The organism is uncultured Allobosea sp., assembly GCF_945956895.1.
GTDB lineage: Bacteria > Pseudomonadota > Alphaproteobacteria > Rhizobiales > Beijerinckiaceae > Allobosea.
Window position 1 is genome coordinate 12017 of the sequence record NZ_CAMFJF010000042.1, and the last position, 15243, is coordinate 27259.

General features: G+C 66.0%; 14 protein-coding genes and 1 pseudogene. 3 read left to right on the top strand and 12 right to left on the bottom strand.

What is annotated here, in order from left to right:
- Both Q0Q02_RS17900 and Q0Q02_RS17905 read left to right on the top strand, forming a co-directional pair.
- Nucleotides 1-681, top strand: coding sequence for a peroxiredoxin-like family protein (locus Q0Q02_RS17900; protein WP_293811355.1), 681 nt, complete (start codon nucleotides 1-3; stop codon nucleotides 679-681).
- 116 nt (nucleotides 682-797) lie between these two features.
- Nucleotides 798-935, top strand: a pseudogene (locus Q0Q02_RS17905) (IS3 family transposase); the annotation flags it as partial.
- 57 nt (nucleotides 936-992) lie between these two features.
- Here the strand turns inward: Q0Q02_RS17905 and hydA are convergent.
- From hydA to Q0Q02_RS17965, 12 genes are all read right to left on the bottom strand, one after another.
- Entirely contained in the window at nucleotides 993-2474 is a 1482-nt protein-coding gene (gene hydA, locus Q0Q02_RS17910) for a dihydropyrimidinase (RefSeq protein ID WP_293811357.1), read from the bottom strand.
- A gap of 15 nt (nucleotides 2475-2489) precedes the next feature.
- Nucleotides 2490-3149, bottom strand: a complete 660-nt coding sequence (locus Q0Q02_RS17915; RefSeq protein ID WP_293811358.1) for an aspartate/glutamate racemase family protein — start codon at nucleotides 3147-3149, stop codon at nucleotides 2490-2492.
- Nucleotides 3150-3203: 54 nt separating this feature from the next.
- Nucleotides 3204-4505: a hydantoinase/carbamoylase family amidase gene (locus Q0Q02_RS17920; protein WP_293811360.1), complete on the bottom strand. Its 1302-nt coding sequence runs from the start codon at nucleotides 4503-4505 to the stop codon at nucleotides 3204-3206.
- Between the two features lie 130 nt (nucleotides 4506-4635).
- Nucleotides 4636-6213 carry an ABC transporter substrate-binding protein gene (locus tag Q0Q02_RS17925; RefSeq protein WP_293811362.1) on the bottom strand — a complete coding sequence of 526 codons (1578 nt, stop codon included), beginning with the start codon at nucleotides 6211-6213 and terminating at the stop codon, nucleotides 4636-4638.
- A gap of 143 nt (nucleotides 6214-6356) precedes the next feature.
- Nucleotides 6357-7262 (bottom strand): LysR family transcriptional regulator, encoded by a 906-nt coding sequence (locus Q0Q02_RS17930; protein WP_293811364.1) that lies wholly within the window; start codon nucleotides 7260-7262, stop codon nucleotides 6357-6359.
- A 66-nt stretch (nucleotides 7263-7328) separates the two neighbouring features.
- Entirely contained in the window at nucleotides 7329-8759 is a 1431-nt protein-coding gene (locus Q0Q02_RS17935) for an amidohydrolase family protein (RefSeq protein WP_293811365.1), read from the bottom strand.
- A gap of 154 nt (nucleotides 8760-8913) precedes the next feature.
- Entirely contained in the window at nucleotides 8914-9786 is an 873-nt protein-coding gene (locus Q0Q02_RS17940; RefSeq protein WP_293811367.1) for a polysaccharide deacetylase, read from the bottom strand.
- A gap of 70 nt (nucleotides 9787-9856) precedes the next feature.
- Nucleotides 9857-10699, bottom strand: a complete 843-nt coding sequence (locus tag Q0Q02_RS17945; RefSeq protein ID WP_293811369.1) for an ABC transporter substrate-binding protein — start codon at nucleotides 10697-10699, stop codon at nucleotides 9857-9859.
- A gap of 17 nt (nucleotides 10700-10716) precedes the next feature.
- The gene (locus Q0Q02_RS17950; protein WP_293811371.1) at nucleotides 10717-11547 is read right to left on the bottom strand and encodes an amino acid ABC transporter ATP-binding protein; all 831 of its coding nucleotides are present in this window, start codon (nucleotides 11545-11547) and stop codon (nucleotides 10717-10719) included.
- A gap of 11 nt (nucleotides 11548-11558) precedes the next feature.
- Nucleotides 11559-12392, bottom strand: coding sequence for an amino acid ABC transporter permease (locus tag Q0Q02_RS17955; RefSeq protein ID WP_293811373.1), 834 nt, complete (start codon nucleotides 12390-12392; stop codon nucleotides 11559-11561).
- Nucleotides 12393-12455: 63 nt separating this feature from the next.
- On the bottom strand, nucleotides 12456-13484 hold the full coding sequence (locus Q0Q02_RS17960; RefSeq protein ID WP_293811375.1) for an NAD(P)H-quinone oxidoreductase: 1029 nt from the start codon (nucleotides 13482-13484) through the stop codon (nucleotides 12456-12458).
- Complete coding sequence (locus Q0Q02_RS17965) at nucleotides 13484-14350, bottom strand: transporter substrate-binding domain-containing protein (protein WP_293811377.1); 867 nt, start codon at nucleotides 14348-14350, stop codon at nucleotides 13484-13486. Before Q0Q02_RS17965 ends, Q0Q02_RS17960 begins: the two co-directional genes overlap by 1 nt.
- A gap of 563 nt (nucleotides 14351-14913) precedes the next feature.
- Here Q0Q02_RS17965 and Q0Q02_RS17970 point away from each other — a divergent pair.
- The gene (locus tag Q0Q02_RS17970) at nucleotides 14914-15120 is read left to right on the top strand and encodes a hypothetical protein (protein ID WP_293811379.1); all 207 of its coding nucleotides are present in this window, start codon (nucleotides 14914-14916) and stop codon (nucleotides 15118-15120) included.
- The last annotated feature ends 123 nt before the right edge of the window (nucleotides 15121-15243 follow it).

The window sequence follows — 15243 nt, forward strand, 5'->3', positions numbered from 1 at the left end:
ATGTTCGCACATGCTGACTTGGGTCCCCTTCAACCGGGTGACAGGGCGCCGAACGTCGTGCTCGACGCGATCACCCGCGAAGGCAAGATCGCGATTGACGATTTTCGGGGTCAAAAGCCGGTCTTGGTCGGCTTGTTCCGTGGCCTGCACTGCGCCTTCTGCCGGCGCCACATCGCGGCATTGGCGCAGCTCGATCCGGATCTGCGTGCAAAGGGCGTCGAGAGCCTGACGGTGGTCAACACTCCGATCGAGCGCGCGCGACTCTATTTCCGCTATCATCCGATCCCCAATCTTCTCGCCGCCTCCGATCCCGGGCGAACCTCGCATCGCGCCTTTGGGCTGCCAAATCTCGAATTCACGGAGAACGAGACAGCTTGGCCACACAAGGTCTCGATGGCTGCCGTGCGGGGCATGCAGCTCGAGATTCCGGGTGGAGCGTCGGGGCCGCTGAATCCGTTTGAGGCGTCGGAATTTCTCGACAAGCAGGATGGCTATGAAGTGACCGAAGCTGACCTGCAGATGAAGGCGACAGGCCTCGGCCAACTGATCGGCCAGTTCCTGCTGGACCGGCAAGGCATCGTGCGCTGGTCCTTCACCGAGGTTCCGGAGGGTGGCCGATACATGTTTGGAGCGCCGAACCCACAGGAGCTGATGTCGGCCGTCTCCCAGGTTGCGCAATAATATGTAAATCGACAGCGACGCGAAAACCGCGTGCCACTTTTCGGGCCGATGCCCTGGTGATCCCTGTTGGATTGGTCCACCCCGAACGATGTCTTTTGGCAGACGGGAGGACCGGGCTGCCGAAGAGGCGCCAAAAGCCCGAAGAGATCGTCGTGAAGCTGCGTCTGGTCGATGGGCTGGTTTCGCAGGGGCAATCCGTTGCCGACGCGATCCGCTCGATCGGCGTGACGGAGGAGAGCTACCACCGCTTGCGATCGATGAGCGTGACGACACGATCAAAGCGCATTGCGCTCAAATGGGGAAGCGCGCGTTCATTCGAGCAAGGTCGCGCCGAAATTCAGCCGTGGGTCCATGTCGGCGGTGAGCCGGCCGGTCGGCGCCGCAGCTGGGCCGCCCTCGCGGCGCAACCAGCGGCCTGAGCCGGGCCTGGCACGCAGGGCGCTCTCGGCCACGACATCGTCACCCCGAACCAGAACGCGCTCCGGCCAGCCCGTGACGTTGCGGCCGGCGAAGGGTGTGAAGCCGGTGCGGTCGTGCATCGCCTCGTCGGTAATGGTCACCGCCTTCCGCGGGTCCCAGATCGCAATATCGGCGTCGTAGCCCGGCAGGAGCGCGCCCTTGCCGGGCAGGTTGTAGATTGCGGCCGGTGCCGTCGCCGTCAGATTGACGAAGGCTTCGAGCCCGCGTCCCGCGAATTCGGGCCGGCCCTTCGAGACCAGCGCATCGAAGAGCAGGGGCAGCCGTGTCTCCAGCCCCGGCAGGCCGTTGGCGATCTGCTTGAAGTTCGGGTTCGGACCGGCCGAGAGCTTGCCGGTCTCGTCGAAGCGATAGGGCGCGTGGTCGGAGGAGACGGTCTGGATGTCGCCGAGCGCCAGCGCCTGCCAGAGCGCATCCTGATCCGCCTGTTCGCGCGGCGGCGGCGAGCACATCCATTTCGCGCCTTCCAGGCCGGGCTTGTCGAGGTCGTGGCGGGTCAGGAAGAGATATTGCGGGCAGGTCTCGGCGAAGACCTTGAGGCCGCGCCCGCGCGCATCGCGGATAACCTGCGCCCCCTCGGCGGTCGAGACATGGAAGATCATGATCGGCTGATCGAGCAGTTCGGCCGCGGTGATCAGCCGGTTGAAAGCCTCGGCCTCCGAGCCGCGCGGATGGCTGATCGCGTGGTATTTCGGCGCGACATAGCCTTTCTCGACGAGCTTCTTGCCCATCCACGAGATCATGCCGTGGTTCTCGGCATGGACGCAGATGAGCGCCCGGTTCTGCCTTGCGGTCAGCAGCAGGTCGAGCAGCGGCTCGTCGTCGACCTTGATCAGGTCGTAGGTCATGAAGACCTTGATCGAGGCATGGCCCTCGCGGATCAGCGCCGGCAGGTCCTGCGTGATCGTCTTGGCGTCGGGATTGGCGACGATGAGGTGGAAGGCATAGTCGATCAGCGCGCCGCGCCGCGCGAGCCCGGCATAATCGTCGACGACCTTTCTGAGATCGAGGCCGCGATGCTGGGCCGCAAACGAGATCAGGGTGGTGTTGCCGCCGAAGGCGGCCGAGGCCATGGCGCTCTCGAAAGTATCGGCATTGAGCAATCCGCCCGCCGAAACCTGCTCGACATGGGCATGGGTGTCGATGCCGCCGGGCAGGACGAGCTTATCCGTCGCGTCGATCTCGCGGGCGCCGGGCGCAAGGCCCAAGCCCAGTGCCGCGACCTTGCCGTCCTTGACGGCGAGATCGGCGCGGAAGCTGCCGGTCGCGGAGCCGATCGTGCCGCCGCGAATGACCAGATCGTAGTTCGCCGTCATCTGCCTTCGCCCTTCTCAGCGCACCATCAGCGTACCGATCGCCATGGCGACAGCCGCTTGTGTCGGGTCGATCACGGGCACGCCCAGCGCATCTTCCAGCGGCCGGCGATGACGCGCCATGCCGGCGCAGCCCATGACGATGGCACCGGCGCCATCCTCGTCCCTCAGCTCGCGCCCGACCGCGATCATGCGCTGGAGCGTGCCTTCGCCGGAGGCACTCTCCGCCACCGACATTTCGAGCGGCCGCTCGCCCGCCAACCGGTCCATCAGCCCCATCTGGCGGAGATAGCGGATGTGGCGCGGGATCGAGCGCGACTTGATCGCGATGACGCCGAAGCGGTCCGCCCGCGTCAGCGCCGTCAGCACGCCGCATTCGGCGATGCCGAAAACCGGGCTCGCCGTGCCCTCGCGGGCGACATGCAGCCCCGGATCGGAATAGCAGGCGATGACAAAGGCATCGACGTCGCTGGCGGCCTCGACCCGGCGGCGCAGAGGCAGGGCTACGCTCTCGACATGCTCCTGCGTCTCGATGCCGACCGGCCCTTCACGCAGCGTCTCGCAAAGGATTTCCGGCCCCTCGGTGAAGGCGAGCGGCATCAGCGCCTGCCGCAACCCCTCGGTGACCACTTCGTTGGAGTTGGGATTGATGACGAGGATGCGGGGGCGGCGGCTCATCGCGAAGTGTCCGAAGTGGCGGGTGTGTCGTTCAACATGGCATTGCCAGCCGGCTCAGGCGACCTCTCGCACGACCCAATCAGCAAGGATCGTGCAAGCGGCGAGGAAATCGTCGATCTCCATCGCCTCCAGCGGGGTGTGGCTGCCATGCTCGTTGCGCACGAACAGCATGGCGATCGGTACGCCGGCGGCGGCGAAGGCAGCGGCGTCATGGGAGGCCGGGCTGCCGAGCGGCATCGTCGCAATGCCCTGGCGCGCCGCTGCGGCTTCCAGCCCGGTGAAGATGCCGCGGTCGACTGGCCCGACAGCGGCACTGGCACGCGTGCCGAGTTCGAAGCTCACGCGCCGGCGCAGTTCGATTTCGCAGATCGCAGCCAGCATCTTCGCCTCGACCCGTTCCAGCACGGCGGGATCATAGGCGCGCACGTCGAGACTGAAGGCGAAGCTGCCCGGCACCGTGGTCAGGCCGTGGACGGCCGGATCGGTGTGGAAGCGACCGAGCGTGACGGCCATGGGGAAGCCGGCGGCTTCCTCTTCCTGCCAGAGGCGGTCGAGCAGCATGGCGAACTCGGCACCCGCCATGGCAGCGTCGCGGCGGAAGCGGCGTGGCGTGCCGACATGGTCGTGACGCCCGACGATGCGTGCATCGGGATAACGGAAGTTGCCCGGCACGCCGGTGCAGATCGCGACCGGCAGGCCGGATTCGACCAGGCTCGGCGCCTGCTCGATATGAACTTCGAGAAAGGCCCGGATCGTCGCAGGATCGAGATGGCGCTCGCGCCGGCGGATCGCTTCGGACCTGCCACCGCTGGCATCGATGCTCGCGGCCAGGACACGGCCATCGTCGATGCGTTTCGCCTCCAGCGCCCCGTCCGGCAGCGCGCCGAGAGCCGAGCGGCTACCGATATACGAGACCTGGAACCAGACGCTCTCCTCGGCTCGCACGCCCATCGCCGTGACGTCGCAGCGTGGCGCGATGCCGAGCGCGCGCAGCGTCTCGATCACCACGAGCCCGGCGACCACGCCGGCCGCGCCGTCGAAATTGCCGCCATGCGGCACGCTGTCGAGATGCGAGCCCATCAGGATGCGCGGCGCCGCCATCTCGCGCCCCGGCAGGGTGACATAGGTATTGGCGGCGAAGTCGTGCGAGACGGCAAGCCCATGCGCCTCGCCATGCTCCGTCAGCAGGCGATGGCCGAAATCCTCACCCGCGCCATAGGTGTCGCGTGTGACGCCGGGCTCGTCGCGGCTTCCGGCCGCCAGCCGGTCGAACAGGTTCTCCACCCAGGCGCGCTGGGCGAAGACGGCCCGGGCGATCGCGGCTTCGTCGCGGGGCGTCCTGGCGGTAGCGGTCATGATCGGTCCAGTCGGTTGGCTCCGGCATCCGGCCGGGATTGAGCTGCATCGCATTCGCAGCGGCAGGTTGTGATGATCCTCGCGGAGATCGGCGAATTCACGATTGCCACTCGCGTGTCGCCCTTGGGCGTCAATTGCGCTTGAGATTCCAGAATACCGGCGTGCCCTTCATCATCCCCGAGAGATCGCTGCGGAACAGCGTCGGCTGCTTGTACTGGCCGATCGGGTAGTAGGGGACCTCTTCCAGCGCAACGTTCTGAATCTCGTCGCAGATGCGTTTCTGCGCAGCGATGTCGCCGGTCGCCAGCCATTGCACACGCAAAGCCTCGATCTTCTCGCTCTTGACCCAGCCCGGAAAGGCGCCATCTCCGCGCAAGGTCGAGTGAACGAGCGGATTGAGCCAGTCGATGCCCTGCCAATTACCGACAAAGGCGTTCCAGCCGCCCTGGTCGGAGGGGCCCTTGTTGACGCGGCGCTTGAGCACCGATCCGAAATCGAGCGCAGTATACTCGACGTTCATGCCCGCCTTCTGCATGACATCAGCCGCGATATCGCCCAGCGGCTTCTGGGCGAGCGAGTCGGCCGGCACCAGCAACACGACTTTCTCGCCCTTGTAGCCCGCCTCCTTCAGCTCGCGCTTGACCCTGTCATAGTCGCGCTTGCCGCGGAAAACATCGAGCCCTGCCTCGCTGGCCATGGGCGTATCAGGTGTAAAGTAGCCCAGCGGCACCTGCCGGAAGGCCGGATCGTCGCCGGCCACCGCCATCATGAAGGCTTCCTGGTCGATCGCGCCGAGCAATGCGCGTCGGATCGCCGGGTTGTCGAAGGGCGGCTGCAGATGGTTCACGCGCATCTGGCAGGTGAAGCCGAGCGGATCGAGCACCGACGTGCGCACGGCCTTGTTGGCTGCGACGACCGACATCAGGTCATGAGGCATGGCCTCTTGCCAGTCCTGCTCGCCGGCTTGAACGGCGGAGGTTCCGGTGGCTGCATCCGGCATGGTGGTCCACTCGACACGGTCGAAATGGACGATCTTCGGGCCGGAGGTCCAGTCTGCCGTTCCGGCCTCGCGCGGCCTGTAGCCGGCGAATCGTTCATAGACGTTGCGGGCGCCGGGCACGCGCTCGTCGGCCTTGTAGCGGAACGGGCCGGAGCCGATGACCTCGGGAATGACCTTGAAGGGGTCGGTAGCCGCCAGGCGCTCCGGCATCATGAAGCAAACCGGTGCCGATACCTTGCCGAGTGCGTATGGCAGATAGGGAAAGGGCGCCTTGAGCCGAAACCGAATGGTGCGGTCGTCGGGAGCGGAGAGCTCGTCGGTCGCCTGCATCAGCGCGTCGCCAGCGGCGTCGCGCCTGGCCCAGCGCCGGATGCTGGCGACGCAGTCGCGGGCCATGACCTTCTCACCGTCATGCCAGAACAGGCCCTCGCGCAAGGTCAGGTTCCAGAGCTTGCCGTCATCCTCGACCGTGTGGCCCTCGACCATCTGAGGAGACACCTCGAGCCTGGTGTTCATGCCGTAGAGCGTGTCGAACACCATGAAGCCATGTGTTCGAGACACCTGTGCCGTCGCATAGACGGGGTCCGGAAAGGCGAGATCGATCACCGGGATGAAGCGCAGGCTTGTCGTGGAGGCTGCGCGAACAAGGGCGGGGCTAACGAGCGAGGCGGCGGCGGTGCCCGCGATGAAATGGCGGCGATTCAGCATACGGAGCCCCTGCGCAATCCAGGGCGCAGCCGAGGACTGGTGTGTGTCGCCCGAACCTTGCGGCGGTGCGCCCGCCAAGACAATCGCCGCTGCTATGACGATTTCAGGGGCGGCATTTGCCGGTTGAATACCGCGCCATTCGGTCAGACCCCACTCAGCTTCGCGGCCGTTTCGGCTGCAACCAGCCGGACCTCGCGCAGAAAGGCGTCGGCAGCGCGCGAGATTGGACGTTTACGCGAACGAACGGCCGAAGCGGTCACCTTGGACGCCGGGCAGAAGGGACGGATGGCGAGGTCGTAATGACCGGAAAAGACGGGAGAGAGAGGATCGACCACGGCAACGCCGACACCGCTTTCCGCCAGGACGCAGGCCGTGTTGCAATAGCGGACCTCGACGGAGAACCGGAACGGGACATCGGCCTGGGCGAAGGCCCGCCGAACGATCGTGCCCATGCGGGTGCCCTGTTCGAGGGCGATATAGGGCACCTCGCGCAGGTCTTCCGGCGTGATCGCCGGTTTCGCGGCCAGGGGATGGTCGGGGCGCATCACGCAGACCATGTTGCCCGTGAAGAACGTCTCCGCATCAAGCCCGCGATCGTCGTCCAGCCCCATCACGAAGCCGAGCTCGGCGGTCCCGTTCTCGACGCTCTCCAGCACATGCTCGAAGCGCCGGACGTCGAAGGAGACCCGGACCTTCGGCCGCTTGACGAGGAAATTGCGCAAGGCTGCCGGCAGCACGCCATAGCCGAGCGGTGGCGTCGCGATGATGCGGATATGGCCGGCTCGGTTCTCCTTGATATCCTGCACCCTGGCCTCGAGGGCCGCATGCAGGGCGAAGATCGGCTCGGAATCCTCGTAGAGAGCGCGGGCCTCGGCCGTCGGAAACAGGCGGTTGTTGACGCGCTCGAACAGCGGGAAGCCGACCTGGCTTTCGAGATGCTTGATCGCATTGCTGACAGCCGGCTGCGACAGCCCCAGTTCCTGTGCGGCGCGAACCGTCGTCTCGCAACGGACGACGGCCCGGAGAAGCTCGATCTGGCGAAGGTTCATATGATCGATCCAAATAGAGTGCGGGCACTCTATTCGGTCAGCAAATCATATGCCAACCTCTCGGCCTCACGCCCAGCGCAGGCTCGGCGGCGAGAGTTCGTCGACCGAGCGCCCGGCCCAGTCGAGCGAGGAGGCTTTTGCGAGCGCGCGGCGCTGCGCCTGCTCCAGCCCATCGGAAGCCGCCCGGTAGTCCATGGTCAGCACCTTGCCGTCGGCGACGACCTGCTTGCCCTGCACGAAGACATGGGAGACGGCGCGGTCGGCGGCGGCGTTGACGAGGCTCTTCAGCGGGTCGCGGGTCGGGCGCATCATCGGATGGGTCAGGTCGACCATGACGAGGTCGGCCTGCGCGCCCTTGGCAAGGCGGCCGATATCGTCGCGGCCGAGCAGCTTCGCCCCGCCCAAGGTCGCGGCGCGGAAAACCTGTCCTGTGGTCACGACCGCATGGCTCTCGCCGGTGATGCGGGCATAGACACCGGCATGGCGCAATTCCTCCAGCATGTTGTGCGGGAAGGTGTCGGTGCCGATGCCGATATTGACGCCGGCCTTCAGGTAGCGCCCGAGATCCCGCAGGGTGAAGCCGCGCCGGCCGAAGACCGTCGGGCAATGCGCGACCGAGGTGCCGGTCTCGGCCAGGCGGGCGAGATCGGTGCGCGTCGGCCAGCGCACCCAGGGATGGTCGTCGAGGAAGATCGCATGGGCGATCGAGGCGTTGGGCGCGAGGAAGCCGACGCTGTCCAGCCACTGGATCGGCGAGAGCCCGCTGCGGCGGACCATCTCATGGAACTCGCTGATCGATTGGCCGGCATGGGTCTGGATCGGGATGTTGCGCTCGGCGGCGGCGGCGATCGAGGCGCGGAACAGTTCCTCCGTGCAGGTGTCGATCTGCGCCGGGCAGGCGAGGCCCGAGAGCCGGCCGGATTCATGGGCCAGCGCGGCGTCGATGATCTTGAACGCCTCTTCCATCGCCTTTCGGCCGGCTGCGTCGTCGAGCTCGTACTCGACGGTATAGCCGTTGCGGGTGAACCAGCGGCCGTTGCGATACATCGGCGCCATGACCATGCGCAGCCCGCTCGCCGCGGCGCGGTCGAGCCAGCCCTCGCTGGAGAAGGAGAGGTCGACCAGCGTGGTGGTGCCGGACATCAGCAGTTCCGACCAGGCGACATGGTTGAGATGCGGGATGCCCTCGGCATCGGCGCGGAACAGCCAGAGGAATTCATAGAGCGAGGAATTGTAGAGCTTCGGCGTGCCGACCTCGTCGGTCATGCCCTTGTTGCCGGGCTCGCTCGACGGGTGGGAATGGATGTCGACGAGGCCGGGCATGACCATGAAGCCCTTGCCGTCGATCTCGCGCGTGACCTCGCCCATGTAGCCTTCGCCGAGATGCAGGATGCCGCTGGCGTCGAAGACGACGTCGAGGTCGCGGCGGTAGACATGGTCGTCGGCCGCCTTGTCATAGGCGATGACGATGTCGGCGTTGCGGATGCGGGTGGTCATGGTGGTCTCGTATGTTGGAAGCCGGAGAGAGCGTCATGCCCGGGCCTGCCCCGGGCATCTCGTGACAAGGAGGTTCGGGCGCCTCTTCCGGTCGGAGATTCTCGGGTCAAGCCCGAGAATGACCGAGGTTGCCCGGAAGGGCGCACGGTTTCGCTCAGCCCGCCCTCTTTTCCTGCGCGATGAAATGCTCGGCGATCTGCTGGCCGGTCGCGATCCAGACGTCTCCGAAACCGCGGGCACGGGCCAGGAATTCGCGCATGATGCCGATCCGCATCGGCCGGCCGGAGACCTGCGGGTGCATCACCATCGAGACGAGGCCGCCCCATTCGCGGAGCTGGTCGAGCTCGTCGTTCCAGATCGAGAGCACATGCTCCTTCGGGAACATTGGGCGGGGCGAGAAGCGCTGCGACAGGCCGTAGAGCCAGTCGTCGAAATACATGTCCACCGGCAGCTCGATCGGGCCTTTCGAGCCGTCGCGCAGCTTGTGGCGGTAGGGGCGGATATCGTCGCGGAACGAGGAGGAATAGAGAATGCCCTTGTCGCGGAGATAGCCGAGCAGCTCGTCGTAGTTCTCACCCGAGGGGGCGCGATAGCCGACCGGCGTGACGCCGAGGATACGCTTGAAGATGTCGAGCGTCTTGTCGATCTCTTCCTTGTCGACGGCGAAGTCTCCGGGCTCCGGCCGCTTGTGCGAATAGCCGTGATGGCCGATCTCGTGGCCATCCTTGACGATGGCTTCGCACATCGCCGGATGCACCTCGACAACCCAGCCCGGGATGAAGAAGGTCGCCTTGATCTCCTGGAGGCGGAGCTGCTCGAGGATCTTCGGCACGCCGACCCGCTCCTCGTAGCCGCCATGGGAGAGCGTCACCAGCCGGTCGGTGTTCTTCGCATCATAGTTCAACCAGGCGGTCTCGGCATCGACGTCGAAGGCGGGGAAGACCGCGCTGCGATAGCCGTCCGGCCAGGGGTAGTCCGGCGCGGGATCGGCGAGATTGGCGACACGGTGAGGGAAATCGGTCAGCATGAGACGCGTCTTTCAGGAAAAGCGCCCCCGCCGGATGGCCGGGGCGCGACGAATGCGGATTATGACGTGATCAGTTCTTGGCTTCGCCGTTGATCATCAGCTTGTCGACCTTGGCCTCGCCGAGCTCCCATTTCTTCAGCACGGCGGCATAGGTGCCATCGGCCAGCATGGTGGCGAAGGCCTTGGCGACGGCATCGCGCAATTCGGTGTCCTTCTTGGCGAAAGCCAGGCCCTGGTAGACGGTGGTGAAGGGCGTCCCGAGGATGGCGTAGACGCCGGGCTCCTGGTTCATCAGATAGGGCAAGGTCTCGCTGCCCTGCACGGCGGCGTCGAGGCGCTTCTGGCGCAATTGCGTGCGGGCATCGGCCGAGCCCTCCGTGCCGACGATCTGCATGGCCGGCTTGCCCTTGGCCTCGCAATTCTCCTTGCTCCAGCCTTCCATTTCCTTCGGGAAGGAGGTGCGGCGGCTGGCGCCGACCTTCTTGCCGCAGAGCGCGGCGAGGTCCTTGAACTCGTCCTTGCGATCGGCGTTCGTGTAGAACTGCGCGCCCGAGGCGAGATAGTCGACGAAATCGAGGGTTTCGCGCCGTGTCGGCAGATCGCTCATGCCCGACAGGATCATATCGACACGGCCGGTGGTCAGCGCCGGAATCATGGCCTCGAAGCTGATCTCCTCCCATTTGATGGTGATGCCGAGCTTCTGGGCCAGCGCATTGCCGAGATCGATGTCGAGCCCGGTCAGCGCGCCGGTCTTGGGATCCTTGAATTCCAATGGCGGGTAGTTCGGCACATTGGCGACGGAGAGCGTCTTCTTCTCCAGGATGCGTGCCGGCAGGCTCTGGGCCTGGGCGAAGCCGGCAGTGGCGCAGAGCGCGATGGCCGAGAGGCCGAGCAGGATGGATGTCTTCGACATGGTGTTCCCCTTCTTGATCAGTGGCGGACGGCGTTGATGAAGGCGCGGGTGCGCGCCTCCCTGGGATCGACGAGCACGGAGCGCGGATCACCGAGCTCGACGATCTGCCCTTGGTCCATGAAGGCGACGCGGTGGCCGACCTCCCTGGCGAAACCGAGTTCGTGGGTGACGCAGATCATGGTCATCCCGGTTTCCGCGAGGTCGCGCATGACCTTCAGCACCTCGGAGACCAGCTCCGGGTCCAGCGCCGAGGTCGGTTCGTCGAAGAGCAGCAATTCGGGGCGCATGGCGAGCGAACGGGCGATGGCGACGCGCTGCTGCTGTCCGCCGGAGAGCTGCGAGGGATAGGCGTCGCGCTTGTCGGCGAGGCCGACCCGTTCGAGCAGCGCAAGCGCCCTGGCCGTCGCTTCCGCGACCGGCTCGCTCAGCACCTGCACCGGCCCCTCGATGATGTTCTGCAGGGCGGTGAGATGCGGGAAGAGGTTGAAACGCTGGAACACCATGCCGATCGAACGGCGCTGGCGAGCGATTGCAGCGTCGTCTAGCTCGTAGAGCCGGTTGCCGTCGCGGTGATAGCCGACGCGTTCGCCGGAGACCCAGAGCGCACCGCCATCGATGCGCTCGAGCTGATTGATGCAGCGCAGGAAGGTGCTTTTGCCGGAGCCGGAGGGGCCGATGATGCAGAGCACCTCGCCCTTCGGGATCGCCAGATCGATGCCCTTCAACACCTTCAGGTGGCCGAAATGCTTCTCAACCTTCTGGGCGAGGACGAGCGGGGCGCCGGCAAGATGGTCGGCATCGATCGTCCGGACTTTTGGGAATGTTGCCTGGGGGAGGGTTTCGGTCATGGCCACGCTCCTCAGCGTTGCGCCGGCGCGGCGACGCCGCGGGCGTAATAGGCCTCGATCCGGCCCTGGATCAGGCTGAGGACGGTGACGACGACGATGTACCAGATCGCGGCCACGATCAGCAGCTCGATGACGCGCGAATTGGCATAGTAGATGTTCTGCGCGCTATGCAGGATCTCCGCGAACTGGATCACGCTCGCCAGCGAGGTGAGCTTCACCATGCCGATGAACTCGTTGCCGATCGGCGGCACGATCACGCGCATGGCCTGAGGCATGATGATCCGCCGCAGCAGCTTCAGCCGCGTCATGCCCAGCGTCTGCGCTGCCTCGTACTGGCCGTTATCGACCGAGAGCAGGCCGGCCCGGACCACTTCCGCAGTGAAGGCCCCTTGCTGGATGCCGAGCCCCAGCAGCGCCGCGACGAAGGGCGTCATCACGTCGACGGTCTTGAACGAGAACAGGCCGGGAATGCCGATGGTCGGGAAGACCAGGGCGAGGTTGAACCAGAGCAGCAATTGCAGCAGCGCCGGCACGGCCCGGAAGAACCAGATATAGCCGATCGCCGTCTTCGACAGCACGGGATTGGCCGAGAGGCGCATCACCGCGAAGACGACGCCGAGCGTAATGCCGAGCAGCATCGCCAGGATGGCCATGACGATCGTGTTGACGAGCCCCGTCAGGATGGCCTGCACGGTCAGGAATTCGGCGACATAATTCCACTCGATCTGGCCGACCGCGAAGGCGCGCACGATCGCGGCGAGCGCAAGGCAGACGACCGCCGCGCCGACGATCCGGCCGAAATGCCGGCGTGGGACGATGATGAGGTTTTCGGGTTCAGCGATCATCTGGCCTCGATGGCTTGAGGTCGTCGGAAAAGGCGATGAGTAGGTGAAAGGCTCGCAGCCGCCTTAGGCGGCGATACCCGGCGCGATCAGCAGGATCTTTCCGACATGGCTGCCGCTTTCCATGTAGCGATGCGCGGCGGCGGCCTCCGCCAGCGGAAAGCTGCGGTCGATGACGGGCCGGATGCGCCCCCCGGCCAGATGCGGCCACAGATCGCGCAGAACCCCGGCGACGATGCGCGCCTTGGCCGCGGGCGGCCGGTCGCGCAGCGAGGTCGTGAACAGTGCGGCACGCTTGCGCATCATGGCGCCGAGATTGACCTCGGCGTCACGACCGCCCTGCAGGCCGATCGTGGTGATGCGTCCGTCGAAGGCGAGTGCCGCGACGTTCCGGCCGAGATAGGCGGCGCCCATATTGTCGAGAATGACGTCGACGCCATGCCCGCCGGTCTCCGCTTCGATGACGGCGACGAAATCCTCTTCGGCATAGGATATCGCACGGTCGGCGCCAAAGTCGCGGCAGCGCCGCTGCTTGTCCAGACTGCCGGCCGTCGCGAAGACGCGCGCACCGATCGCCTTGCCGGCCTGGATGGCGAAGGAGCCGATGCCGCCGGCGCCGCCATGGACGAGCAGGCTCTGGCCGGCCCGGAGGCCACCAATGTCGAGAATGTTCGACCAAACCGTGCAGGCCGCTTCGGGCAGCGCGGCGGCTTCCGTCAGGTCGATGCCGGCCGGGACCGGCAGCACCTGCGCTGCCGGCGCCACAACGAAGCTGGCATAGGCTCCGCTCGAAACCAGGGCGCAGGCGGGATCGCCAACACTCCAGCCGCTCACCCCCGCTCCGATTTCCGCGACGGTGCCCGAGCATTCGTAGCCGATGATCCGCGGCAGGCTCTGCTCGATGCCGTAGGTGCCGCGACGCTGCAGCAGATCGGCATAGTTCAGGGCTGCTGCATGAACGCGCAGCACGACCTCGCCCGGTCCGGCGCACGGGACCGGGGCATCGTCCCAGACCAGTGCCTGCGGATCGCCGAAGCGTGCCAGCATCACGGCCTTCATCCGCCGGCCGCCGGCGCCGATCTCGTGGGTCGGCATCACTGGCCGGCGTCGATGGTGGGCTCGGAAAGGCTTTGCCGCTCAAGGCCGAATTTCTTCAGGGCCTGCTGGTAGCCGCCGTTCTTCATCACGGTCGCGGTCGCCTTGGCGACGGCGTCGCGCAATTCGCTGTTCTTCTTCTCGAAGGCGAGGCCGAACAGCGTCTTGTTCAGCGGTTCGCCGACGAAGGCGTAGGTGTTCGGCTCGTCGGCCATCAGATAGGCGACGTATTCCGGGCCGAGTACGGCGGCATCCAGCCGGCCCTGCTTGAGTTCGAGCCGCGTCGCGGTCGCGCCGGCCGTGCCGTTCACCGTGATCGCGGGCTTGCCGGTGCCGGCGCAGTTCTTCTCGCTCCAGGCCGCTGTCACCGGCATGTAGCTCGTGGTGCGCGGCGCGCCGACCGTCTTGCCGCACAGATCGGCATTGCTCTTCAGTTCGCCGGCCTTGGCAGCCAGGGCAAAAGGCTGCGCGCCGGTGGCGAGATAGTCGATGAAGGTGAGCTTGTCGCGGCGGGAGGGCAGGTCGCTGATCGCGGTGCCGATCATGTCGATGCGGCCGGTCGTCAGCGAGGTCATGAGCTGCTCGAAGCTCATCTCCTCCCATTTGACCGAGACGCCGAGTTCCCGAGCGATCGCATTGACGAGCTCGACATTGAAGCCGGCCCGCTCATTGGTCTTCGGGTCCTTGTAGGCCATCGGCGGATAGGTGGTCTCGATGCCGACGACGATCTGCCCGGCCGATTTGAGCCCGGCGGGTAGCGGGATGCTACCCTGCTGGGCAGAGGCCGGTGCCGCGGCCGCAAGGCCGAGTGCCAGTGTGAATGCTGCTGCCGGAAGATAGCCTCCGGCTGACATCTGGGCGGTCATTGTGGTTCCCCGTTTTGTCGGCTGGCGAGATCGCAGGTCCGGGAGGCCGTCGCGTTCGGCAGCTGGACGCCCTTTCGATCGGCGTCGCAGTGATCTTAGCGGGCGCGCTTCGGAACGGGACCGCAGCGCGCTATGATTTATTTCCGGCCGCTATTCGGCGGGCTTATACACACGGCGGTTAGCGATGGTGCGCTACCGGATCGACCTGCCGTAGCAGGAGCGAAAGATGCGGGGCAGCGCGGCGCCTCTTCGATTCAGCGGAGTCATGGCAGAGCCGAGAACCTGATAGCCGGCCGAATTGCCTGTAGGGCCGCTGTGGCGCCTCTGAAATCGTCGGGTGTCGACGAAGGGGACCGCCAGCAGGCGCCACTCAAGATCGCACGCGGGCAGAATGCGCTTTCGATGAACGGCAGCTTGCAATAGGCGCCGCCAATCCGGTAAACGCGGCTTCCTCCTGCCCTTCGATGTGCCGATTTTGAGTGCTCGGCCCGAGTTTGCCGAGCCGGAGCTCACCATTCACGTGAAGATGTCGGCGACGGCTCGTCGAGGCGATCACCGACGGCATGTACCACCCGTCGGTGAAGGAGAAGATGACCGAGCTTGAAGCCCACAAGGCGGAGCTGACCGCCCTGCTCGCGGATGGCCCCAGTGGATACGCCCGACTTTCTGCCGAACGCTGCGACGATCTCTGTGAGCAAGGTCGCGGCGTGGCGGGCGCGCTGGGCCAGTCCGACGAGCGGCCTGAGGCGGCGGATGCCTGCGGATGCTGATTGAGCGGATCGTTCTGACGCGGGTCCGGTCCGTTGCGCGGTTTTCGGGGCGCTGCGTGGGAACGGGGCGCCAGCTCGTTGTTTGGCTCTGCGCGATTTTGGCGGGGTTGCCGGGGAGCGGCT